General features: G+C 56.2%; 23 protein-coding genes and 1 other annotated feature. Of the genes, 15 read left to right on the top strand and 8 right to left on the bottom strand.

The genetic code is table 11. The features are described 5' to 3' along the window. Nucleotides 1–15: 15 nt before the first annotated feature. From mnmE to rpmH, 5 genes are all read right to left on the bottom strand, one after another. Nucleotides 16–1380 carry a tRNA uridine-5-carboxymethylaminomethyl(34) synthesis GTPase MnmE gene (gene mnmE, locus ACOTZP_RS12355; protein WP_022649885.1) on the bottom strand — a complete coding sequence of 455 codons (1365 nt, stop codon included), beginning with the start codon at nucleotides 1378–1380 and terminating at the stop codon, nucleotides 16–18. A 72-nt stretch (nucleotides 1381–1452) separates the two neighbouring features. After that, entirely contained in the window at nucleotides 1453–3096 is a 1644-nt protein-coding gene (yidC, locus tag ACOTZP_RS12360; RefSeq protein ID WP_023298949.1) for a membrane protein insertase YidC, read from the bottom strand. Nucleotides 3097–3098: 2 nt separating this feature from the next. Beyond that, nucleotides 3099–3356, bottom strand: coding sequence for a membrane protein insertion efficiency factor YidD (gene yidD, locus ACOTZP_RS12365; RefSeq protein WP_001307474.1), 258 nt, complete (start codon nucleotides 3354–3356; stop codon nucleotides 3099–3101). Then, a complete protein-coding gene (gene rnpA, locus ACOTZP_RS12370; protein WP_006808764.1) occupies nucleotides 3320–3679 on the bottom strand; it encodes a ribonuclease P protein component in 360 nt (119 codons plus the stop codon). The genes yidD and rnpA overlap by 37 nt, the downstream gene beginning before the upstream one ends. Before the next feature lie 16 nt (nucleotides 3680–3695). Beyond that, entirely contained in the window at nucleotides 3696–3836 is a 141-nt protein-coding gene (rpmH, locus tag ACOTZP_RS12375; RefSeq protein ID WP_000831330.1) for a 50S ribosomal protein L34, read from the bottom strand. Nucleotides 3837–4474: 638 nt separating this feature from the next. Between rpmH and dnaA the strand changes: the two genes are divergently transcribed. From dnaA to gyrB, 4 genes are read left to right on the top strand one after another with little or no spacing between them, the layout of a single operon-like run. Continuing rightward, nucleotides 4475–5869, top strand: a complete 1395-nt coding sequence (dnaA, locus tag ACOTZP_RS12380; protein WP_003861124.1) for a chromosomal replication initiator protein DnaA — start codon at nucleotides 4475–4477, stop codon at nucleotides 5867–5869. Nucleotides 5870–5873: 4 nt separating this feature from the next. Next, complete coding sequence (dnaN, locus tag ACOTZP_RS12385; RefSeq protein ID WP_003861122.1) at nucleotides 5874–6974, top strand: DNA polymerase III subunit beta; 1101 nt, start codon at nucleotides 5874–5876, stop codon at nucleotides 6972–6974. Next, the gene (gene recF, locus ACOTZP_RS12390; protein WP_022646527.1) at nucleotides 6974–8047 is read left to right on the top strand and encodes a DNA replication/repair protein RecF; all 1074 of its coding nucleotides are present in this window, start codon (nucleotides 6974–6976) and stop codon (nucleotides 8045–8047) included. The genes dnaN and recF overlap by 1 nt, the downstream gene beginning before the upstream one ends. A gap of 28 nt (nucleotides 8048–8075) precedes the next feature. After that, a complete protein-coding gene (gene gyrB, locus ACOTZP_RS12395; RefSeq protein WP_023305131.1) occupies nucleotides 8076–10487 on the top strand; it encodes a DNA topoisomerase (ATP-hydrolyzing) subunit B in 2412 nt (803 codons plus the stop codon). A 34-nt stretch (nucleotides 10488–10521) separates the two neighbouring features. Here the strand turns inward: gyrB and ACOTZP_RS12400 are convergent, their stop codons facing one another. After that, a complete protein-coding gene (locus ACOTZP_RS12400; RefSeq protein ID WP_154849748.1) occupies nucleotides 10522–11457 on the bottom strand; it encodes a LysR family transcriptional regulator in 936 nt (311 codons plus the stop codon). A gap of 110 nt (nucleotides 11458–11567) precedes the next feature. Here ACOTZP_RS12400 and ACOTZP_RS12405 point away from each other — a divergent pair, with 110 nt between their 5' ends. The 8 genes from ACOTZP_RS12405 to ACOTZP_RS12440 all read left to right on the top strand — a co-directional run bounded on the left by ACOTZP_RS12405 (nucleotide 11568) and on the right by ACOTZP_RS12440 (nucleotide 19792). Continuing rightward, entirely contained in the window at nucleotides 11568–12593 is a 1026-nt protein-coding gene (locus ACOTZP_RS12405) for a zinc-dependent alcohol dehydrogenase family protein (RefSeq protein WP_271075358.1), read from the top strand. A gap of 113 nt (nucleotides 12594–12706) precedes the next feature. Next, the gene (gene yidA / locus ACOTZP_RS12410; protein WP_023298954.1) at nucleotides 12707–13519 is read left to right on the top strand and encodes a sugar-phosphatase; all 813 of its coding nucleotides are present in this window, start codon (nucleotides 12707–12709) and stop codon (nucleotides 13517–13519) included. A 226-nt stretch (nucleotides 13520–13745) separates the two neighbouring features. Further along, entirely contained in the window at nucleotides 13746–14435 is a 690-nt protein-coding gene (dgoR, locus tag ACOTZP_RS12415) for a D-galactonate utilization transcriptional regulator DgoR (RefSeq protein ID WP_003861109.1), read from the top strand. Next, nucleotides 14432–15310 (top strand): 2-dehydro-3-deoxygalactonokinase, encoded by an 879-nt coding sequence (locus ACOTZP_RS12420; RefSeq protein WP_063849882.1) that lies wholly within the window; start codon nucleotides 14432–14434, stop codon nucleotides 15308–15310. The genes dgoR and ACOTZP_RS12420 overlap by 4 nt, the downstream gene beginning before the upstream one ends. Continuing rightward, nucleotides 15294–15911: a 2-dehydro-3-deoxy-6-phosphogalactonate aldolase gene (locus tag ACOTZP_RS12425; protein WP_063849883.1), complete on the top strand. Its 618-nt coding sequence runs from the start codon at nucleotides 15294–15296 to the stop codon at nucleotides 15909–15911. The genes ACOTZP_RS12420 and ACOTZP_RS12425 overlap by 17 nt, the downstream gene beginning before the upstream one ends. Further along, on the top strand, nucleotides 15908–17056 hold the full coding sequence (gene dgoD / locus ACOTZP_RS12430) for a galactonate dehydratase (protein ID WP_017694024.1): 1149 nt from the start codon (nucleotides 15908–15910) through the stop codon (nucleotides 17054–17056). The genes ACOTZP_RS12425 and dgoD overlap by 4 nt, the downstream gene beginning before the upstream one ends. Before the next feature lie 117 nt (nucleotides 17057–17173). Further along, nucleotides 17174–18511 (top strand): MFS transporter, encoded by a 1338-nt coding sequence (locus ACOTZP_RS12435; protein WP_161177384.1) that lies wholly within the window; start codon nucleotides 17174–17176, stop codon nucleotides 18509–18511. Nucleotides 18512–18562: 51 nt separating this feature from the next. Further along, on the top strand, nucleotides 18563–19792 hold the full coding sequence (locus ACOTZP_RS12440; RefSeq protein ID WP_421633725.1) for a DUF3748 domain-containing protein: 1230 nt from the start codon (nucleotides 18563–18565) through the stop codon (nucleotides 19790–19792). Here ACOTZP_RS12440 and ACOTZP_RS12445 read toward each other — a convergent pair. Next, a complete protein-coding gene (locus ACOTZP_RS12445; protein WP_032622035.1) occupies nucleotides 19789–20121 on the bottom strand; it encodes a YceK/YidQ family lipoprotein in 333 nt (110 codons plus the stop codon). The genes ACOTZP_RS12440 and ACOTZP_RS12445 overlap by 4 nt on opposite strands. 247 nt (nucleotides 20122–20368) lie before the next feature. Then, nucleotides 20369–20443 (top strand) — a sequence feature (ROSE (Repression Of Heat Shock gene Expression) occurs in the 5'-region of heat shock genes and acts as an RNA thermometer to modulate expression.). Between ACOTZP_RS12445 and ibpA the strand changes: the two genes are divergently transcribed. From ibpA to ACOTZP_RS12460, 3 genes are all read left to right on the top strand, one after another. After that, a complete protein-coding gene (gene ibpA / locus ACOTZP_RS12450; RefSeq protein ID WP_003861094.1) occupies nucleotides 20437–20847 on the top strand; it encodes a small heat shock chaperone IbpA in 411 nt (136 codons plus the stop codon). (Overlaps the previous feature by 7 nt.) 136 nt (nucleotides 20848–20983) lie before the next feature. Next, complete coding sequence (gene ibpB / locus ACOTZP_RS12455) at nucleotides 20984–21412, top strand: small heat shock chaperone IbpB (RefSeq protein ID WP_022646539.1); 429 nt, start codon at nucleotides 20984–20986, stop codon at nucleotides 21410–21412. Nucleotides 21413–21584: 172 nt separating this feature from the next. Continuing rightward, entirely contained in the window at nucleotides 21585–23246 is a 1662-nt protein-coding gene (locus tag ACOTZP_RS12460) for a putative transporter (protein ID WP_022646540.1), read from the top strand. Here ACOTZP_RS12460 and ACOTZP_RS12465 read toward each other — a convergent pair. Continuing rightward, complete coding sequence (locus ACOTZP_RS12465; protein ID WP_022646541.1) at nucleotides 23214–23960, bottom strand: GntR family transcriptional regulator; 747 nt, start codon at nucleotides 23958–23960, stop codon at nucleotides 23214–23216. The genes ACOTZP_RS12460 and ACOTZP_RS12465 overlap by 33 nt on opposite strands. Nucleotides 23961–24081: the final 121 nt, after the last annotated feature.

Here is a 24081-nt window from a genome sequence, read left to right on the forward strand (position 1 = left end):
ATGTTCTATCGGGAATTACTTACCAATACAGAAGCTTGAGAAAATTCGTCCAAGCAGATCGTCCGACGTAAACTCCCCGGTGATCTCGCTCAGGTTCTGCTGCGCCAGACGCAGTTCCTCCGCCAGCAGCTCGCCGGCCCAAGCGCCGATCAGCTGGGCTTTGCCCTGCTCAAGGTGGCGAGCCGCCTCTTCCAGCGCCTGCAAGTGACGACGACGCGCCAGGAAGCCGCCTTCCATGCTGGTGTCAAAACCCATGCTCTGTTTGAGGTGGTTACGCAGGGCTTCCACGCCTTCCCCGGTACGGGCCGACAGACGAATAAGTGAGTGACCATTCACATCGCTGATGCCCAGCGTTTCGCCGGTAACGTCGGCCTTATTGCGCACCACGGTGATCGGCAGTTTGGCCGGGAGACGGGCGATAAAGTCTGGCCAGATTTCAGCCGGGTCAACGGCGTCGGTCGTGGTGCCGTCCACCATAAACAGCACGCGGTCGGCCTGCTCGATCTCCTGCCAGGCGCGTTCGATACCGATACGCTCGACTTCATCGCTCGCATCGCGCAGGCCAGCGGTATCGATGATGTGCAGCGGCATGCCGTCGATATGGATATGCTCGCGCAGAACATCGCGGGTGGTACCGGCTATGTCGGTCACGATCGCCGCTTCACGGCCCGCCAGGGCGTTCAGCAGGCTTGATTTCCCGGCGTTGGGGCGACCAGCAATGACCACCTTCATGCCCTCACGCAGCAGGCTGCCCTGGCGCGCTTCGGCGCGAACGGCATCCAGATCGTTCATCACCTGGTTGAGCTGGGCTTCGATTTTGCCGTCAGAAAGGAAGTCAATCTCCTCGTCCGGGAAGTCGATAGCCGCTTCAACATAGATTCGCAGGTGAGTAAGTGCTTCCACAAGGTGATTCACGCGTGCGGAAAATGCCCCCTGCAACGAGTTCAGCGCGGAGCGGGCTGCCTGTTCGGAACTGGCGTCGATCAGGTCGGCAATCGCTTCGGCCTGAGCCAGGTCGAGCTTATCGTTCAGGAAGGCACGCTCGGAGAACTCACCCGGCTTCGCAATGCGCAGGCCAGGCAGGGTCAGAATACGTTTTAACAGCAGGTCGAGGATCACCGGGCCGCCGTGACCCTGAAGCTCCAGCACGTCTTCGCCAGTAAAGGAGTTTGGGCCGGGGAACCACAGCGCAATGCCCTGGTCCAGCGAGGTGCCGTCGGCATCTTTAAATGGCAGATAATCAGCGTAGCGCGGCTTTGGCAGTTTACCCAGCACCGCTTCGGCCACCTCACGCGCCTTCAGGCCGGAGATGCGCAGAATGCCTACACCACCGCGTCCCGGTGGGGTTGCCTGGGCGACGATAGTGTCGTTATGGCTCATGGTTGCTCTCGTTCAATACAAATAAAAAAGGCGGTCAATCGACCGCCCTTATTTTAGCGTTAAGTTACCGAATCAGGACTTTTTCTTTTCGCGGCTATGCAGGCCACGTTTTTCCAGACCACGGTAAATCAGCTGCTGCTGGATGATGGTCACCAGGTTGCTGACGATATAGTACAGCACCAGACCTGACGGGAACCACAGGAAGAACACGGTGAAGATGACCGGCATAAAGGTCATGATCTTCTGCTGCATCGGGTCAGTCACGGTGGTCGGAGACATCTTCTGGATGAAGAACATCGTCACGCCCATCAGGATCGGCAGGATGTAGTACGGGTCCTGTGCGGACAGGTCATGGATCCACAGGGCGAACGGCGCGTGGCGCAGCTCAACGGAACCCATCAGCATGTAGTACAGTGCAAGGAAGATTGGCATCTGAATCAGCAGCGGGAAGCAACCACCCAGTGGGTTCACTTTTTCTGCTTTATACAGGGCCATCATCTCCTGGCTCTGACGCTGTTTGTCATCGCCCAGACGCTCACGCATAGCCTGAATCTTCGGCTGTAGCATACGCATCTTCGCCATGGAGGTGTACTGCGCTTTAGTCAGCGGGTACATGATGCCACGAACGATAAAGGTGATAACGATGATGGAGAAGCCCCAGTTACCCAGGAAGCTGTGGATGAACTTCAGCAGCTTAAACAGCGGCTGAGAGATGAACCACAACCAACCGTAATCAACGGTCAGATCCAGGTGCGGCGCAACGGCAGCCATTTTGTCCTGGATTTCCGGGCCGACCCACAGGGTGCTTGCCAGCTTACCGGTTTGACCCGGCTGCACCAGAACCGGCTGAGATTTGTAGCCGATGGCTGCAATACCGTTGCCGAGGTTCGCGGTGTAGAAGTTGTTCGTACCGTCGTTATTCGGTACCCACGCCGTCGCGAAATACTGTTGCAGCATTGCGACCCAACCGCCTTTAGAGCTGACGTTCAGATTTTCGTTATCGGCAATGGTGTCGAATTTGTATTTCTCGTACTTGGTATCTGGCGTGGAGTAAGCCGCGCCACGGAAGGTATGCAGCGCAAAGTTGCTGCTTCCGGTGTCACGGTGAGACGGCAGATTGATGGACTGCTTCAGCTGACCAAAGGTAGAGATTTCCAGCGGTTTCGCACCGGTGTTCTGTACGCTGTAGCCCACGTTCACCGCATATTCACCGCGTTTCAGGGTGAAGGTTTTGGTGAAGGTGTTGCCTGCCGCGTCGGTGTAGGTCATCGGAATAACCAGTTCGTTCTGGCCATCAGCCAGCACAAAGGTGTCATTCTCGACGTTATACAGTGGACGCGCACCGTTCGCCGGGTTATCCGGGCCATCACGACCGGTCAGGCCGCTCTGTGCCTGGTAGATAAACTCAGGCGTGGTTTCCAGTAACTGGAACGGTTCGGTAGACTTCAGCTCTTTCGGGTAGGTCAACAGCAGCGCCTGCTCAACATCACCACCACGGGTGTTGATAGTCAGCTCAAGCACATCGGTCTTAACCGTAATCTGTTTCCCCTGGCCACTGGCCGGTACGCCCTGGTCGGCGGCGCTACCCGCTGCGGTGGTCGTGGTCTGCGTGGTCTGCTGCTGGGGTTGAGGATTTTTATCCTGCTCCCATGCCTGCCAGATCATGAAAGACACGAACAACAAAGCGATGATAAGAAGATTGCGTTGCGAATCCATCGTTAGTGTTCTCTGGTATCAAAAGGTCCTGGAGGGACGGGGTCGTCTCCACCTGGGTGTAAAGGGTGGCATTTTAATACGCGTTTCACCGTCAACCAACTGCCTTTTATCACTCCAAACCTGCGCAATGCCTCAATTCCGTAGCTTGAGCATGTTGGCGTGAAACGGCAATGTGGCCCGAGTAGCGGACTAATCAGGCGTTGATAGACCCGAATGAGGGCTATCAGGACCCGCGAGCCAGGCGACAGTGGCGGCGCCATAATTTTTCCAACGCTTCCGAGAGAGCACGGTTATCGAGGTCGGCAACCCCTTTTTTAGCCACCACCACGAAATCCATTGAAGGCAGTTCGTGCTGACGTAAACGGAAGCTTTCACGCGTCAGACGTTTAATCCGGTTGCGTTCATGCGCACGCTTAACGTTTTTCTTGGCGACTGTGAGACCGATGCGGGGATGCCCCAGCGAATTTTGGCGGCCGAGGATGGTGATTTGCGGCGTGCCAGCCCGTAGTGGCTGCTGGAAGACGAAAGTGAAATGAGTGGGAGTTAACAAACGTAACTCCCTGGGAAATGCGAGCTTAACCACTCAGGGGTTAGCTTTATTACTTGGAAACGGTCAGACGAGCGCGGCCTTTAGCACGACGACGTGCCAGAACCTGACGACCATTTTTAGTAGCCATACGAGCACGGAAGCCGTGAGAACGGTTGCGCTTCAGTACAGACGGTTGAAAAGTGCGTTTCATGGCGATTTCTACCTAAACTTGAATAAATTCACTGACTTTTGCGTATACCCGAACGAGATTCGAACGACTAACGCCTCAGCGTGGGTGATTAAAGAGGCCGGATTGTAATAATTGTACACTCCGGAGTCAATTCTCTTTCCTTAAATCCCTGCGTATTTCCGCACGATTTCGCGTGGAAAATGAGCAACGAACGACGCAGGAAGATGAGCATCACGCGCCGGGTCGAGGATTATACGGGCTCGCCAACAAAGCGCAAGGATCCTCCTGGATCTTCGTTAGATCATTTAAGCCCAAAATTGTCTGTGCTCATTAAATTTTCCAATATGCGGCCTAAATCGCGAGGCACTCGCGTCAGGATCGTTTACACTTACCCGATTCCGGATCTTCCTGTGGATAAATCGGGAAGAATCTGTGAGAAACAGAAGATCTCTGGCTCAGTTTAGGCTATGATCCGCGGTCCTGATCGGGATCCAGCGATCCTGGCCGGACATAAACACAACATCGTTCAGGCTCTATCAACGATAGCGTGTATAACCGCAGATAGCGGTTCGCACATCACCCTGATGGGGTCATGTCGATGTGCGCCAACAATCATGAATATTCAATAGTTTTCTTTTATTGTTCGAGTGGAGTCCGCCGTGTCACTTTCGCTTTGGCAGCAGTGTCTTGCCCGATTGCAGGATGAGTTACCAGCCACAGAATTCAGTATGTGGATCCGCCCATTGCAGGCGGAACTGAGCGATAACACGCTGGCTTTATACGCGCCAAACCGTTTCGTGCTCGATTGGGTAAGGGATAAATACCTTAATAACATCAATGGACTGCTTAACGATTTCTGCGGGTCAGATGCCCCACAGCTGCGTTTTGAAGTGGGCACAAAGCCGGTCACCCAAACCGTTCGTGAAGTTGTCAATGTGGCAGCCCCTGCACAGGCGGCGCCCGCTCCAGCGCCTCGCGTTGCACCGGCTCGTCAGGGCTGGGATAACGTTCCGGCCCCCGCTGAGCCTACCTACCGCTCTAATGTTAACGTGAAACACACGTTCGATAACTTCGTTGAAGGTAAGTCGAACCAGTTGGCGCGCGCGGCGGCCCGCCAGGTTGCCGATAATCCCGGTGGTGCTTACAACCCGCTGTTCCTTTATGGCGGCACGGGTCTCGGTAAAACGCACCTGCTGCATGCGGTGGGCAACGGCATTATGGCGCGTAAGCCCAATGCCAAAGTAGTGTATATGCACTCCGAACGCTTCGTTCAGGACATGGTAAAAGCCCTGCAAAACAATGCGATCGAAGAGTTTAAACGCTACTACCGTTCCGTTGATGCGCTGCTGATCGATGACATCCAGTTCTTTGCCAATAAAGAACGATCGCAGGAAGAGTTTTTCCACACCTTTAACGCCCTGCTGGAAGGCAATCAGCAGATCATTTTGACCTCGGATCGTTATCCAAAAGAGATCAACGGCGTTGAAGATCGTCTCAAATCCCGCTTCGGCTGGGGCCTGACCGTGGCGATCGAGCCGCCGGAGCTGGAAACCCGCGTCGCGATCCTGATGAAAAAAGCCGACGAGAACGACATTCGCCTGCCGGGTGAAGTGGCGTTCTTTATTGCCAAGCGCCTGCGTTCCAACGTTCGTGAGCTGGAAGGGGCACTGAACCGCGTTATCGCCAACGCCAATTTTACCGGTCGTGCGATCACCATCGATTTTGTGCGTGAAGCGCTGCGCGATTTGTTGGCATTGCAGGAAAAACTGGTCACCATCGACAATATTCAGAAGACGGTGGCTGAGTACTACAAGATCAAAGTGGCAGATTTACTGTCTAAACGTCGTTCCCGCTCGGTGGCGCGTCCGCGTCAGATGGCGATGGCGCTGGCAAAAGAGCTCACCAACCACAGCCTGCCGGAAATCGGTGATGCGTTTGGTGGACGTGACCATACGACCGTGCTGCACGCCTGTCGCAAGATTGAGCAGTTACGCGAAGAAAGCCACGACATAAAAGAAGATTTTTCCAATTTAATCAGAACATTATCATCGTGACGCTATGAAATTTACCGTTGAACGTGAACATTTATTAAAACCGCTGCAACAGGTGAGTGGCCCATTAGGCGGCCGCCCTACGCTGCCTATTCTTGGAAACCTGCTGCTTCAGGTCGCTGACGGTACGCTGTCGCTGACCGGCACAGATCTGGAAATGGAAATGATCGCGCGCGTTACGCTGACTCAGCCGCACGACGCGGGCGCGACCACGGTTCCGGCACGTAAATTCTTTGATATTTGCCGTGGGCTGCCGGAAGGCGCTGAAATCGCCGTGCAGCTGGAGGGCGACCGCATGCTGGTGCGCTCTGGCCGCAGCCGTTTCTCCCTCTCCACGTTGCCCGCTGCGGACTTCCCGAACCTGGATGACTGGCAGAGCGAAGTTGAATTTACCCTGCCGCAGGCGACGATGAAGCGTCTGATTGAAGCCACGCAGTTCTCCATGGCGCATCAGGACGTTCGTTACTACTTAAACGGCATGCTGTTCGAAACCGAAGGTGAAGAGCTGCGTACCGTGGCTACAGACGGTCACCGTCTGGCGGTCTGTTCCATGCCGATTGGCGATTCACTGCCAAACCATTCGGTGATCGTACCGCGTAAAGGCGTAATTGAACTGATGCGTATGCTCGACGGCGGCGACACCCCGCTGCGCGTGCAGATCGGTAGCAACAATATTCGTGCCCACGTGGGCGATTTTGTCTTCACATCGAAGCTGGTAGACGGACGTTTCCCGGATTATCGCCGCGTATTGCCGAAGAACCCGGACAAAACGCTGGAGGCGGGTTGCGACATCCTCAAGCAGGCGTTCGCGCGCGCCGCTATTCTCTCCAACGAGAAATTCCGCGGCGTACGTCTGTACGTGAGTGAAAACCAGATCAAAATCACCGCCAACAACCCGGAGCAGGAAGAGGCAGAAGAGATTCTGGACGTCACCTACGCCGGGGCTGAGATGGAAATCGGCTTCAACGTCAGCTATGTGCTGGATGTGCTGAATGCACTGAAATGCGAGAACGTTCGCATCCTGCTGACTGACTCCGTTTCGAGCGTACAGATTGAAGATGCCGCATCACAGTCGGCTGCTTATGTTGTTATGCCAATGAGACTGTAATGTCGCTCACCCGTCTGTTGATCCGCGACTTTCGCAACATCGAGAGCGCGGATCTCGCTTTATCCCCTGGCTTTAATTTCCTGGTTGGCGCGAACGGCAGCGGCAAAACCAGCGTGCTGGAAGCCATCTATACGCTCGGTCATGGCCGGGCGTTTCGCAGTTTGCAGATTGGTCGCGTGATTCGCCACGAGCAGGATGCGTTTGTGCTGCATGGGCGCTTGCAGGGTGCCGAGCGGGAAACCGCCATCGGCCTGACCAAAGACAAGCAGGGCGACAGCAAGGTGCGCATCGACGGCACCGACGGCCACAAGGTGGCGGAGCTGGCACTGCTGATGCCGATGCAGCTGATTACGCCGGAGGGGTTTACTTTACTCAACGGCGGCCCCAAATACAGAAGAGCGTTCCTCGACTGGGGATGCTTTCACAATGAAGCCGGTTTCTTTAACGCCTGGAGCAATCTGAAGCGTCTGCTTAAACAGCGTAACGCCGCATTGCGCCAGGTCACGCGCTACGCCCAGCTGCGTCCGTGGGACATGGAATTAATTCCTCTTGCGGAACAAATCAGCCGCTGGCGTGCCGAATACAGCGCAGGTATCGCCGAAGACATGGCCGATACCTGCAAACAGTTTTTACCCGAGTTCTCTCTCACCTTCTCTTTCCAGCGTGGCTGGGAAAAAGAGACGGATTATGCCGAGGTGTTAGAGAGAAGCTTCGAGCGCGATCGCATGTTGACCTACACCGCGCACGGCCCGCACAAGGCGGATTTCCGCATTCGTGCCGACGGTGCGCCGGTGGAAGACACGCTGTCGCGCGGGCAGCTGAAGCTCCTGATGTGCGCGCTGCGCCTGGCGCAGGGGGAATTCCTCACCCGCGAAAGTGGGCGACGCTGCCTGTACCTGATAGATGATTTTGCCTCGGAACTTGACGACGCGCGGCGCGGGCTACTTGCCAGCCGCTTAAAAGCCACGCAGTCGCAGGTTTTCGTCAGCGCCATTAGCGCTGAACACGTTATGGACATGTCGGACGAAAATTCGAAGATGTTTACCGTGGAAAAGGGTAAAATAACGGATTAACCCAAGTTGAAATGAGCGAGAAACGTTGATGTCGAATTCTTATGACTCCTCCAGTATCAAAGTCCTGAAAGGACTGGATGCGGTGCGTAAGCGCCCGGGTATGTATATCGGCGACACGGATGACGGCACCGGTCTGCACCACATGGTATTCGAGGTGGTAGATAACGCTATCGACGAAGCGCTCGCGGGTCACTGTAAAGACATCGTGGTCACGATCCATGCGGACAACTCCGTGTCCGTTACCGATGATGGTCGTGGCATCCCAACCGGTATTCACCCGGAAGAGGGCGTATCTGCTGCGGAAGTTATCATGACCGTTCTGCACGCAGGCGGTAAGTTCGATGATAACTCCTATAAAGTTTCCGGCGGTCTGCACGGCGTAGGCGTATCCGTAGTAAACGCCCTGTCGCAGAAGCTGGAGCTGGTTATCCAGCGCGAAGGCAAAATTCACCGCCAGATTTACACCCATGGTGTGCCGCAGGCACCGCTGGCCGTTACCGGTGATACCGACAAAACCGGTACCATGGTGCGTTTCTGGCCGAGCCTTGAAACCTTCACCAACGTCACCGAATTCGAGTACGAGATCCTGGCGAAACGCCTGCGTGAACTGTCGTTCCTGAACTCCGGCGTGTCGATTCGACTGCGCGACAAACGCGACAACAAAGAAGACCACTTCCACTACGAAGGCGGTATCAAGGCGTTCGTTGAGTATCTGAACAAGAACAAAACGCCAATTCACCCGAATATCTTCTACTTCTCTACTGAAAAAGACGGTATCGGCGTGGAAGTGGCACTGCAGTGGAACGATGGTTTCCAGGAAAACATCTACTGCTTTACCAACAACATTCCACAGCGCGACGGCGGTACTCACCTTGCGGGCTTCCGCGCGGCGATGACCCGTACCCTGAACGCCTACATGGACAAAGAAGGCTACAGCAAAAAAGCGAAAGTCAGCGCCACCGGTGACGATGCCCGTGAAGGCCTGATTGCCGTGGTCTCCGTGAAGGTGCCGGATCCGAAATTCTCCTCACAGACCAAAGACAAGCTGGTCTCTTCTGAGGTGAAATCGGCGGTTGAACAGCAGATGAACGAACTGCTGAGCGAATACCTGCTGGAAAACCCGTCCGACGCGAAAATCGTGGTGGGTAAAATTATCGATGCGGCGCGTGCCCGTGAAGCGGCGCGTAAAGCCCGTGAAATGACCCGCCGTAAAGGCGCACTGGACCTGGCAGGCCTGCCGGGCAAACTGGCTGACTGCCAGGAACGCGATCCGGCGCTGTCCGAACTGTACCTCGTGGAAGGGGACTCCGCGGGCGGTTCTGCGAAGCAGGGCCGTAACCGCAAGAACCAGGCGATTCTGCCGCTGAAGGGTAAAATCCTTAACGTTGAGAAAGCGCGCTTCGACAAGATGCTCTCTTCTCAGGAAGTGGCGACGCTCATCACCGCGCTCGGCTGCGGCATCGGTCGCGACGAGTACAACCCGGACAAACTGCGCTATCACAGCATCATCATCATGACCGATGCGGACGTCGACGGCTCGCACATTCGTACGCTGCTGTTGACCTTCTTCTATCGTCAGATGCCGGAAATCGTTGAGCGCGGCCACGTCTACATTGCCCAGCCGCCGCTGTATAAAGTGAAGAAAGGCAAGCAGGAACAGTACATTAAAGATGACGAGGCGATGGATCAGTACCAAATCGCGATCGCCCTTGATGGTGCGACCCTGCACGCAAACTCCAGCGCGCCAGCGCTGGCCGGTGAACCGCTGGAGCGTCTGGTCTCCGAGTTCAACGCGACGCAGAAAATGATTGGCCGTATGGAGCGTCGCTATCCGAAAGCGCTGCTGAAAGAGCTGATTTATCAGCCGACCCTGACCGAAGCCGATCTGAGCAACGAGCAGACCGTCACCCGCTGGGTGAACACCCTGGTGAGCGAGCTGAACGAGAAAGAGCAGCACGGCAGCCAGTGGAAGTTCGACGTTCAGCAGAACGCTGAGCAGCAGTTCGAGCCGATCGTACGCGTGCGTACCCACGGCGTCGATACCGACTACCCGCTGGAGCACGAGTTTGTTACCGGTCCGGAATACCGCCGTATCTGCACCCTCGGCGAGAAGCTGCGTGGTCTGATCGAAGACGACGCGTTTATCGAACGTGGCGAGCGTCGTCAGCCGGTAGCCAGCTTCGAACAGGCGCTTGAGTGGCTGGTGAAAGAGTCCCGTCGTGGCCTCTCTATTCAGCGTTATAAAGGCCTGGGCGAAATGAACCCGGATCAGCTGTGGGAAACCACCATGGATCCGGAAAGCCGTCGCATGCTGCGCGTCACCGTTAAAGACGCAATCGCAGCGGATCAGCTGTTCACGACCCTGATGGGTGATGCGGTTGAACCACGTCGCGCCTTCATCGAAGAGAACGCCCTGAAAGCGGCGAACATCGATATTTAATCGTCGTAATACCGCACGATAACAGGCCGCGCTTTTAGCGCGGCTTTTTTATGGGCGCAGGCATATCCAGCGACATCACGGACGGTAAACGGCTCGCCAGCGTATCTATCGCTATTCTAACCCTCAGCGGCAGATGCGGCGTCTGCTGCCAGACCGCATGAACGTTGAAATGCACATCCGGTGCCTGCTTTAAGAGCGGGACGAGTTTGCCCTGGTGAATATCTTTGACGACCATCCAGCAGGGCAGCCATGCAATGCCGTGTCCGGCCAGCGCAGCGTCGCAGATTGCCTGTAAATCATCCATATTGAGTGATGAGCGGGGAGTAAAGGTGTGCGATCTCCCTTCGCTATCCATTAGCTGCCAGGGCAGCACTCTGCCTGATCGCAGATAGTTAATGGCAGTGTGGTGGGGTAAATCAGCAACGTTTTCTGGCTGGCCGTACTTCATCAGGTAATCCGGGGCGGCACACAGCACCATGCGATGCTCGCCCAGCCTTCTGGCGACCAGCACGCTGCTGTCCTGCAGCGTGCCGTTACGTACCGCCATATCAAAGCCTTCCTCTACCAGATCCACCACGCGGTCGCTGAATGACATTTCAAGCTCAAGCCCAGGATGTTCCTGCGTCAGTTCTATCAGCAGTGGCGCGACGCACTGGCGACCAAACAGAACCGGCATGGCGACGCGCAGGCGGCCGCTGACCTGCTGCTTCCCTGTTTCAAGCAGCGACTCCGCGCCCCGAATCTCCTCCAGCGCGCGCAGGCAGCGTTCATAAAAAAGCGCGCCGTTGTCGGTCAGCCTCTGGCTGCGGGTGGTACGCTGGAAAAGACGAACCCCCAACCGCTCTTCAAGACGAGCAATGCTTTTTCCTACCGCCGAGCGCGACAAATGCAGACGGACGGCGGCCTGCGCAAAACTTCCCGCCTCAACGGCGGCCACAAATACAGGTATATCCTTCAGCGTATCGGTCATGAATTGTATCCACTGCGTCATCAATTATGGGAAAACTTATCGCCACTGGCGACCAAACGTCAACGGTAGACTGTCAGTCCTAAAGCTTATTTGATGGCAGGAGAGAAAAAATGACAGAAACAATGCAGCGCTGGTCAATGAACGCCCTTGGGCGCGAGAGCCTTCAGCTTGTTCAGGTGCCTGTGTCACAGCCAGGCCCGGGGGAGGTTCGCGTAAGGGTTAATGCCGTTGCGCTCAACTACCGGGATAAAATGGTGATTGAAGGCACGATGCCGATTCCGCTTTCCTTCCCGTTTACCCCAGCATCTGACATGGCAGGCGTGGTGGACAGCATTGGCGAAGGCGTTACGCGTTTCAAACCCGGCGCACGCGTCATCTCAACCTTCTTCCCGGAATGGATCGACGGCAAGCCGCAGGCAGACGCGCGCGATTTGCCCTATAAAACGTCCGGTGGATACTTCCAGGGCATGCTGGCCGAATATGTGATTGTGAGTGAAAACGCGCTGGTGGCGTCCCCGGAAAGCCTGGATGACGCTGAGGCCAGCACGCTTCCTTGCGCGGGGCTTACCGCATGGTTCGCGCTGGTGGAGCGCGGTCATTTACGCGCCGGGCAATCGGTGCTGGTACAAGGCACGGGCGGTGTGGCGCTATTCGCTTTGCAGATAGCAAAAGCGCACGGCGCAGAAGTTATTGTTACGTCGGGGAGTGATGAAAAACTGGCACTGGCCAAAAAGCTGGGGGCCAGCCAGGGCATCAACCGACTGAAAGGCGACTGGGCTGAAAATACGCTGGCACTGACGCAGGATCGCGGCATCGACCATATTATCGAAACCGTGGGTGGGGAGAACCTGAGACATTCCCTTCGCGCGGTAGCCGTTCACGGGCGTATCTCCGTTATTGGCGTGCTGGCCGGAACGGACATTTCCCTGCCTGCTGGCGAGCTGCTGCTGAAATCCCCCGTCATTCAGGGGATTGGGGTTGGACACCGCCGGGCGCTGGAAGATTTCGTCCGTGCTGTTGATGTCACGGAGTTAAAACCGGTGATTGAACATCGCTATCGTTTTGACGAACTGGAACAGGCGCTTGAGCATCTGGATCGCGGTGCGTTTGGCAAAATCGTTCTCACCCACGAGTGAGTTCTTGTTCCCGGGATAAATATAAAAGGGGCTTTTTGTTACGCAAGGTAGCTCTATTTTTGTGTGCTTAATCGCGTTAGCATGAAATAGCACTCATTTATCCCGGGGACCTCATGGCTATCAAACTCATTGCAATCGATATGGACGGCACGCTGCTGCTGCCAGACCACACTATCTCTCCTGCCGTTAAAAATGCGATCGCCGCCGCACGCGAAAAAGGCGTGAACGTGGTGCTCACCACCGGACGCCCGTATGCCGGGGTGCACAGCTACCTGAAAGAGCTGCACATGAATCAGCCTGGCGATTACTGCATCACCTATAACGGCGCTCTGGTGCAAAAGGCAGCAGATGGCAGCACGGTGGCGCAAACTGCACTGAGCTATGATGACTACCTGTTCCTTGAAAAACTCTCCCGCGAAGTGGGCTCTCACTTCCACGCGCTCGATCGCAATACGCTTTACACCGCCAACCGCGATATCAGCTACTACACGGTGCACGAGTCCTACGTTGCAACCATTCCACTGGTGTTCTGCGAAGCGGAAAACATGGACCCGGCAACCCAGTTCCTGAAAGTGATGATGATTGATGAACCTGCGGTTCTCGACAAAGCCATCTCACGCATTCCGGCTGAGGTAAAAGAGAAATACACCGTGCTGAAAAGTGCGCCGTACTTCCTCGAAATCCTCGATAAACGCGTCAATAAAGGCACGGGTGTCAAATCGCTTGCCGATGCGCTGGGCATCAAGCCTGAGGAGATTATGGCGCTGGGCGACCAGGAAAACGATATTGCGATGATCGAATATGCAGGCATGGGCGTGGCGATGGATAACGCCATCCCGTCGGTGAAAGAAGTGGCGAACTTCGTCACCAAATCTAACCTGGAAGACGGCGTGGCTTATGCGATTGAGAAATTTGTCCTGTCCTAACAGCTGTCTGTAATCATCAGCCTCGGTTATCAACCGGGGCTTTTTTTAGCGCTGAATTTATCGAATTGTTCTTTTTGTGATCTGGATTGTAGTGCAACATTAACTGATTGTACTACATTGTCACCACGGCAAAGGCGAAAGGACTCACGTTTGTACTGCAAAAGTGAGGCGAAATTCAGCGGTCGCGGTAAAGTAGTGATGGACTTACAGAGCACAAGGACTCTCCATGACACTCAATAAAACCGATCGCATTGTCATCACGCTGGGCACTCAGATTGTGGGTGGCAAATACGTTCCCGGTTCGCCGCTGCCAGCAGAGGCGGAACTGTGCGAGGAGTTTGAAACCTCGCGCAACATCATCCGGGAAGTGTTCCGCTCGCTGATGGCGAAGCGGCTGATTGAAATGAAGCGCTATCGCGGCGCGTTTGTTGCGCCGCGTAACCAGTGGAACTACCTCGATACCGATGTTCTGCAATGGGTACTGGAAAACGACTACGACCCACGGCTTATCGGCGCGATGAGCGAAGTCCGAAATCTGGTGGAACCGGCCATCGCCCGCTGGGCGGCAGAGCGCGCAACGTCAGGTGACCTGGCACAGATTGAGTCGGCGTTAAACGACATGATCGCCAATAACCAGAATCGGGAGGCGTTCAACGAGGCGGACATTCGCTACCACGAGGCGGTACTGCAGTCGGTGCATAACCCGGTGTTACAGCAGCTTAGCGTGGCGATCAGCTCGCTACAGCGAGCAGTATTTGAACGTACCTGGATGGGCGATGAGGCCAACATGCCGAAAACGCTTCAGGAACATAAAGCGCTGTTCGATGCGATACGGCATCAGGACGGCGATGCGGCAGAGCAGGCGGCGCTGACCATGATCGCCAGCTCGACACGAAGGTTGAAGGAAATCACATGACATCACGCTACATCGCAATTGACTGGGGATCGACCAATCTGCGCGCCTGGCTCTACCAGGGGGAGCAGTGTCTGGAAAGCAGGCAATCAGAAGCAGGTGTGACGCGCCTGAACGGTAAATCCCCCGAAGCGGTGTTAGCAGAGGTGACACAAAACTGGCGCGACGGTACTACGCCAGTGGTGATGGCCGGAATGGTCGGCAGTAACGTGGGCTGGAAGGTTGCGCCTTACCTGTCGGTTCCGGTGCATTTCACCGCCGTTGGCGAGCAGTTAACGTCCGTTGGCGACAATGTCTGGATTATTCCCGGTTTATACGTCTCTCGCGACGATAACCATAACGTGATGCGCGGCGAAGAGACGCAGCTGCTCGGGGCGCGCACCCTTTCTCCTTCTTCTGTCTACGTCATGCCCGGGACGCACTGCAAATGGGTCCAGGCGGATGCTGAGCAAATTCATGATTTCCGCACGGTGATGACCGGCGAACTGCACCACTTGCTGCTTAAGCATTCGCTGGTGGGGGCCGGTTTGCCGGAGCAAACCCCTTCGCCGGAAGCGTTTGCCGCCGGGCTTGAGCGCGGGATCGCATCCCCTGCCGTTTTGCCGCAACTTTTTGAGGTTCGCGCCTCGCACGTGCTGGGAAATCTTCCGCGCGAGCAGGTCAGCGAATTTCTGTCCGGCCTGCTGATTGGCGCCGAAGTCGCCACCCTGAGCGACGCATTCGCCGGGCAGCAGGCCATCACGCTCGTCGCGGGTTCATCGCTGACGTCTCGTTACCGCCAGGCGTTCCACGCTATCGGACGGGATGTTGCTGCGGTGGAAGGCGACACGGCATTTCAGGCAGGTATAAGGAGCATCGCTCATGCAGTGGCAAACTGAACTTCCCCTGATCGCGATTTTGCGCGGTATCACGCCCGGTGAGGCCTTAGCGCACGTTGGCGCGGTGATCGACGCCGGGTTCGACGCGGTGGAAATCCCGCTCAACTCCCCGGAATGGGAAAAAAGCATTCCGGCAGTTGTTAAGGCGTTCGGTGATAAGGCGCTGATTGGTGCTGGTACCGTATTACAGCCGGAGCAGGTGGATGAACTGGCGAAGATGGGCTGCAAGCTTATCGTCACACCGAATATCAACCCCAAGGTGATCCGCCGGGCGGTGGATTACGGCATGACCGTATGCCCGGGTTGCGCCACGGCCACAGAAGCCTTTGCCGCCCTCGATGCGGGCGCACAGTCTCTCAAAATTTTCCCGTCGTCGGCCTTTGGTCCGGATTACATCAAAGCGCTGAAAGCGGTCTTACCCGCCAGCGTGCCGGTCTTTGCCGTGGGCGGCGTCACGCCGGAAAACCTGGTGCAGTGGATAAAAGCAGGTTGTGCGGGCGCGGGGCTGGGCAGCGATCTCTATCGTGCCGGACAGCCCGTTGAGCGTACCGCACATCAGGCGGCAGCATTTGTGAAAGCGTATCGAGAGGCAGTGCAATGAAAATAACCAAACTTACCACGTACCGTTTACCCCCGCGTTGGATGTTCCTGAAAATCGAAACCGACGAAGGCGTGGTTGGCTGGGGCGAGCCGGTGATTGAAGGCCGTGCGCGCACCGTTGAAGCCGCGGTTCACGAGCTGGGTGAATACCTGATTGGCCAGGATCCGGCGCGCATCAACGACCTGTGGCAGGTCATGTACCGGGCGGGATTTTACCGTGGCGGTCCGATCCTGATGAGCGCCATCGCCGGTATCGATCAGGCGCTGTGGGATATCAAAGGCAAAGTGCTGAATGCCCCGGTCTGGCAATTAATGGGCGGCCTGGTGCGAGACAAAATCAAAGCCTACAGCTGGGTGGGCGGTGACCGCCCTGCGGAAGTGATCGACGGTATCCGGCAGCTGCGCAACATCGGTTTTGACACCTTCAAACTCAACGGCTGCGAAGAGATGGGCGTTATCGACAACTCGCGCGCGGTAGACCGGGCGGTGAACACCGTGGCGCAAATCCGCGAGGCTTTCGGCAACGAGATTGAGTTTGGCCTGGATTTCCACGGCCGCGTCAGCGCGCCAATGGCCAAAGTGCTGATTAAAGAGCTGGAGCCGTATCGCCCGCTGTTTATTGAAGAGCCTGTTCTGGCCGAGCAGGCGGAATACTATCCAAAACTGGCTGAACAGACGCACATTCCCATCGCGGCGGGGGAGCGTATGTTCTCGCGCTTCGAGTTTAAGCGCGTGCTGGAAGCGGGCGGCATTGCGATCCTGCAACCGGACCTCTCCCACGCGGGTGGCATCACCGAATGCTACAAAATTGCCGGCATGGCAGAAGCCTACGATGTGGCGCTGGCACCGCACTGTCCGCTTGGGCCGATTGCGCTGGCAGCCTGTCTGCATGTGGACTTCGTCTCCCGCAATGCGGTGTTCCAGGAACAAAGCATGGGCATTCACTATAACAAGGGCGCGGAGCTGCTCGACTTTGTGAAAAACAAGGAAGACTTCAGCATGGAAGGCGGTTTCTTTAAACCGTTAACGAAGCCGGGCCTTGGCGTGGAGATCGACGAAGCCAAAGTCATTGAGCTGAGTAAAAGTGCGCCGGACTGGCGTAACCCACTGTGGCGTCTTGAAGACGGTTCCGTAGCCGAGTGGTAAATCGCCGGATGGCGCTACGCTTATCCGGCCTACTCTCTCGTAGGCCCGGTAAGCGAAGCGCCACCGGGCAAAAAAAACGTACATAGAAAAATTATAACCCTCTGTAAATTACAGGGCATGGTGAGCGGCTTCGCTATGCCCAAAATCTGGAGACAGATTGCGATGGATATTCCAGTTACTGCTACAAAAACCGGGCGTCGCCGCTACCTGACGCTAATTATGATTTTTATTACCGTGGTCATTTGCTATGTCGACCGCGCCAACCTTGCTGTGGCCTCGGCCCATATTCAGGAAGAGTTTGGCATCACCAAAGCGGAAATGGGCTACGTCTTCTCGGCGTTTGCCTGGCTGTATACGCTCTGCCAGATCCCCGGCGGCTGGTTCCTTGACCGCGTGGGGTCACGTCTGACCTACTTTATCGCTATTTTGGGCTGGTCCGTGGCGACCCTGTTCCAGGGCTTCGCCACCGGGCTGATGTCGCTGATAGGCCTGCGCGCCATCACCGGGGTGTTTGAAGCGCCCGCGTTCCCGACCAACAACCGCATGGTGACCAGCTGGTTCCCTGAACACGAACGCGCTTCCGCTGTTGGTTTTTACACCTCCGGGCAGTTTGTTGGTCTGGCGTTTCTGACGCCGCTGTTAATCTGGATCCAGGAGCTGCTGAGCTGGCACTGGGTGTTCATCGTCACCGGCGGGATCGGCATTATCTGGTCGTTAATCTGGTTTAAGGTCTATCAGCCGCCGCGTCTGACCAAAAGCATCACCAAAGCCGAACTGGACTACATCCGCGACGGCGGCGGTCTGGTGGATGGCGATGCGCCAGTGAAAAAAGAGGCGCGCCAGCCGCTGACCAGAGCGGACTGGAAGCTGGTCTTCCACCGTAAGCTGGTGGGCGTATATCTGGGCCAGTTCGCGGTGACCTCCACGCTGTGGTTCTTCCTCACCTGGTTCCCGAACTATCTGACCCAGGAAAAAGGGATAACCGCGCTGAAGGCGGGCTTTATGACCACCGTACCCTTCCTTGCGGCGTTTTTCGGCGTCCTGCTCTCGGGCTGGCTGGCGGATAAGCTGGTGAAAAAAGGCTTCTCACTGGGCGTTGCGCGTAAAACGCCGATTATCTGCGGACTGCTGATCTCTACCTGCATCATGGGAGCGAACTACACCAACGATCCAGTGTGGATCATGACCCTGATGGCGGTAGCGTTCTTCGGGAACGGTTTTGCCTCCATCACCTGGTCGCTGGTGTCGTCCCTGGCACCGATGCGGCTGATTGGCCTGACCGGTGGCGTGTTTAACTTCGTTGGCGGCCTGGGCGGGATCACCGTGCCGCTGGTCATCGGTTACCTGGCGCAGGACTACGGCTTTGGTCCGGCTCTGGTGTATATCTCTGCCGTGGCGCTGATCGGCGCGCTCTCCTACATCCTGCTGGTAGGTGACGTGAAACGAGTAGGCTAATCCCTTCGGATGTTTTACCCTGATGCGATAACCGCGCATCAGGGTATTTTCATGAAACAAATCACCTTCGCTTCCCGCAACCACCAGCTCACCAACATCAACATCTGGACGCCAGACAGCCAGTGGCTTGTCTATGATGTCCGCCCGTCCGGCGCGTCGTTTACCGGTAATACCATTGAGCGGGTCAATGTCATTACGGGCGAGGTTGAGGTGATCTACCGTGCGACTGACGGCGCGCATGTCGGCGTGGTGACCGTTCATCCTGCCGGGGAGAAATATGTTTTTATCCACGGCCCGAAAAACCCGGATGCAGACTGGCAGTATGATTTTCACCATCGTCAGGGAGTGATTGCGCACAACGGCCAGGTGAGCAATCTTGATGCGATGGATATCACCGCGCCTTACACGGCGGGGGCGCTGCGTGGCGGCAGCCACGTTCACGTTTTTAGCCCGAACGGGCAGTTCGTCAGCTTTACCTACAACGACCATGTGCTGCACGCGCGCGATCCGAAGCTGGATTTGCGTAACGTCGGGGTGGCGGCGCCTTTTGGTCCGGTAAATCCACAGGGGAACCATCCGCGGGAATATGCTGGCACCTTCTGGAGCGTGCTGGTAAGCCGGACAACGCCGAACCCGCAACCGGGCAGCGATGAGATTAACCGCGCCTATGAAGAGGGCTGGGTGGACAACGACAGGCTGGCGTTTATCGGCGATACGGTGTCTGCGAAAGGCGAGAAAGTGTCCGAACTGTTTATTGTGGACCTTCCCAAGGACGAGCAGGGCTGGAAACGGGCGGGCGATGCGCCGTTGCAGGGGACGCCGGATACAATGCCCGCGCCGCCTGCGGGCGTCATGCAACGCCGCCTTACCTTCACCCATCAGAAGGCGTATCCGGGGCTGGTGAACGTGCCGCGCCACTGGGTGCGCAGCAATCCACAGGGGACGCAGATTGCGTTTTTAATGCGGGACGATAACGGCATTGTGCAGCTGTGGCTTATCTCCCCTGAAGGCGGTGAGCCGCGTCAGTTGACCCACGCTGAGAGCGATATTCAGTCGGCCTTTAACTGGCATCCTTCCGGCAACGGGCTGGGATTTGTGCTTGCAGGCCGCATTGCCTGCTGCGATGCGCAGACCGGAGAGGTGACGTTTTTGACGTCCGATCATGGCAACCCGCCGTTTGCTGACGCTGTGGTGTTTTCCCCGGACGGACGTTTTGTTGCGTGGATGGAAGAGAAGGACGGTTTCCGCCAGCTGTGGCTAACGGAAACCGCACAGAATTAGCGCGGGGTCATCTCTGCGGGCGGGATGACGGAGTTAGTCGCCAGCGTCTCCTGCTCGCTTTTCTCAACGCGCGAACGCACTGAGCTGTCGGTGCGGAACATATCCCACGGCAGCAGAAGCGTATCGGCAACCGCCGTAAACGGCATATCAAGAATCGCCAGAGATTTGGTACCCCAGTTTGTCTCATCATCAGAGATCATGGCGGCACTGGCGCGCGTCCCCGGATATGTTCCTTCTTTACCGCCGGTGTGCGACATCACGCTCGAACACCCGCAAAGTAAAACAACCCCGCTGAACGTCGCCAGCTTAATCAGAACATTTCTCATCATCACTCAGTCATCATTAGTAGCACGGCATTGACCTGCAACTCAGGGTTATAGCGAGGCGCGTCCAAAATGGATAGCTCAAAACTCCCGCACTGTGGTCGCCATCGCAATTTAACCCTTTGTGCTGTGCCCCTGAGTCTATGCGACAACCAGCAAAGTGCAAAAAAATCTCACATCAACAGGCTTGAAAAGGCCGTATCCAGACCCATTTTAAGAATGTAACCCGATAACGGACACGCCTGATGGGTGTTCGGGGAAGCAGAAGCCTGTCCATGGTGGAAGGCTACATTTTCTCGCTGATTCCAGGAGTTTTTATCTATGCGTAATTTCGATCTCTCTCCGCTATACCGTTCTGCCATTGGTTTTGATCGTCTGTTCAACCACTTAGAAAACAACCAGAGCCAGAGCAACGGCTATCCTCCTTACAACGTTGAATTGGTTGACGAAAACCACTATCGCATTGCGATTGCTGTCGCCGGTTTCGCAGAGAGCGAACTGGAGATCACCGCGCAGGACAATCTGCTGGTGGTGAAAGGCTCCCATGCGGGCGAGCAGAAAGAACGAACCTACCTCTACCAGGGCATCGCAGAGCGCAACTTTGAACGCAAGTTCCAGCTGGCTGAAAACATCCACGTCAAGGGCGCGAACCTGGTGAACGGCCTGCTGTTTATCGAGCTGGAACGTGTGATTCCGGAAGAGAAAAAACCGCGTCGTATCGAAATCAATTAATTAAGCGGGTCGCGGCTGCGGCCCACCTGAAATTGCTTGCCGTAAAGGGAGCATATGCGAATCCGTAAGGGTTTGCAGGTACAACTGCGCACAAAAATAAACTGTGCCGAACTCGCTTCTCAGAAGGAGATTTAGTATGCGTAACTATGATTTTTCCCCCCTGCTGCGTCAGTGGATCGGTTTTGACAAACTGGCTAACGCGCTGCAAAGCGCAACCGAACAGCAGACGTTTCCGCCGTACAACATCGAAAAAAGCGATGATAACCACTACCGCATCACGCTTGCGCTGGCCGGGTTCCGTCAGGAAGATCTCGACATCCAGCTTGAGGGTACGCGCCTGACCGTTAAAGGGTCACCGGAAAAACCAGACACCGAGACCAAATGGTTGCATCAGGGGCTTGTCACTCAGCCGTTTAGCCTGAGCTTTACCCTGGCAGACCATATGGAAGTTTCTGGCGCGACGTTCACTAACGGGCTGCTGAATATTGACCTCACCCGTAACGTGCCGGAAGCTATCGCGCCGCAGCGCATCGCCATTAGCGACAGGCCGGCGTTAAACAGTTAACAAACCCGCCGAAACTGTAGGTCGGGTTAGGCGCAGCCGCCACCCGACAACGCTCACAGACCGCACAAGGCCCTGCCCCGGCAGGGCTTTTTTGTGCGCCATCGCCCATACAACCGCCGCCAGCTCTGAGAGAATCCTTGATATAACTAAGGTTATGCACAGGATGTGGAACATGAGTGATATCGCGTTAACCGTCAGCGTGTTGGCCCTTGTCGCGGTAGTGGGGCTATGGCTGGGGAATATCAAAATCCGCGGCGTCGGGTTTGGGATTGGCGGGGTGCTTTTCGGCGGGATTTTTGTCGGCCATTTTGCCGACCAGCTTGGGTGGGTGCTCAGCGCCGATATGCTGCATTTCATCCAGGAGTTCGGCCTGATCCTCTTTGTGTATACCATCGGTATTCAGGTGGGGCCGGGCTTCTTCGCTTCCCTGCGCGTCTCCGGTTTACGCCTTAATCTCTTTGCCTTCGGCATCGTCGTAATGGGTGGGCTGGTCACCGCCATTCTGCACAAACTCTTCGCTATTCCGCTGCCCGTCGTGCTGGGCATCTTCTCCGGCGCCGTAACCAATACGCCCGCGCTCGGGGCGGGCCAGCAAATTCTGCGCGATCTGGGTATCCCTGCTGATGTCGTCGATCAGATGGGGATGAGCTACGCCATGGCCTATCCGTTTGGCATTTGCGGTATTTTGCTCTCCATGTGGCTGGTGCGCGTGCTGTTCCGCATTAACGTCGAGCAGGAGGCGAAAGAGCATGAAAGCACGCTGACCAACGGCCATGCGCTTATTAAAACCATCAACATTCGCGTCGAAAACCCCAACCTGAATAATATGGCGATCCAGGATGTTCCCATTCTGAACAGCGCGACCATTATCTGTTCACGCCTGAAACGTGACGACACGCTGATGGTGCCTTCACCTGACACACTCATTCAGCACGGCGATCTCCTGCATCTGGTAGGGCAACCGGCGGATTTAAACAATGCCCGGCTGGTGATTGGTCAGGAGGTGGATACCTCGCTCTCAACCCGTGGAACGGACATGCGCGTGGAGCGCGTGGTAGTGACCAATGAGAAGGTCCTGGGCAAGAAAATACGCGATTTGCAGGTTAAAGAGCGTTATGACGTGGTGATCTCCCGGCTTAACCGCGCCGGTGTCGAGCTGGTGGCCAGCCAGGATGCCAGCCTGCAATTCGGTGATATTCTCAACCTCGTCGGGCGTCCTTCATCTATTGATGCCGTAGCGAACATGGTGGGCAACGCCCAGCAAAAACTCCAGCAGGTGCAGATGCTGCCGGTCTTTATCGGCGTCGGGCTTGGCGTCATGCTTGGCTCCATCCCCCTGTACGTGCCCGGCTTCCCGGTAGCACTGAAGCTGGGGCTGGCAGGCGGGCCGCTCATTATGGCGCTGATCCTCGGGCGTATCGGCTCCATCGGTAAGCTCTACTGGTTTATGCCGCCGAGCGCTAACCTGGCGCTGCGGGAGTTGGGCATCGTGCTGTTTCTGGCGGTGGTGGGACTGAAATCCGGCGGCGATTTTGTCGATACCCTGGTTAACGGCGAAGGGATGAGCTGGGTAGGCTATGGCATATTCATTACCGCCATCCCGCTGATAACGGTCGGATTACTGGCGCGTATGTTCGCTAAAATGAACTATCTCACGCTGTGCGGCATGCTGGCCGGTTCCATGACCGATCCGCCCGCGCTGGCGTTCGCCAATAACCTGCACGCCACCAGCGGCGCGGCGGCGTTGTCCTACGCCACGGTCTATCCGCTGGTGATGTTTTTGCGCATTATCACCCCGCAACTACTGGCGGTGCTGTTCTGGGGGATGGGCTAATAAGTCTTCCGGGTGGATACGCCGCAGATGGTAGTCCACCTGGTAATCGCTGGTGTTCCGGAACATCACGGAATAATTGAGGAACTCGCCGCTGTCGCTGTAGGAAAGAGAGGTGATGCGCAGCAGCGGCGTCTGTTCCGGCAGATTCATATAACCGGCCAGCTGTTTATCTGCCAGCACTGGCGTCAGGCTCTCGTAGTTGCCGCTAATGGTGATCCCGCACTCCTTCTCGATGTAATCAAACTTAGACCCTTCGAGATGCGCCAGGGAAAGATTGCGGAACAGCTTCACCGGCATAAAGCTGTCCTCCAGCATCAGCGGTTTTCCGTCCACGTAACGCACCCGCCTTGAAAAATAGATCCGCTCATCAACCTGAATCCGCAGCTGGCTGGCGATGGCGGGCGGCGCGGGCATCACTTCAAACTGCAACACCTTGCTCTGCACTTCTTTCCCCTGCTGGCGCAGTACCTCCACCAGCCCGGTCAGGTTAGTCGTTTCATGATGAACGTCTTTGCGCGCCACGAACGTCCCGCTGCCGTGTCGACGTTCAACCAGCCCCCAGCTTACCAGCAGATCCAGCGCCTTGCGGATGGTCATCCGGGCTACGCCAAACTCCTTTGCCAGCGCTTTTTCGCCGGGTAACGGGCTGCCAATGTTGTAGTCCGACGAATTGAGCCGTAGCCGCAATCTGTCGGCAATAGATTTGTAGATCACCTGTAGACCTCTGCTCGCTCGTTATGGCGTGGGTTACGTCTTAACTTGTCCATATTTGCTATCAAAAGTAGACCTGATTGGTCAAATTAAAACCATGAATGCGATCACGAATCGCAGCGGC

The sequence above is a fragment of the Enterobacter cloacae complex sp. SYL001 genome, from assembly GCF_049237025.1.
Lineage (GTDB): Bacteria > Pseudomonadota > Gammaproteobacteria > Enterobacterales > Enterobacteriaceae > Enterobacter > Enterobacter intestinihominis.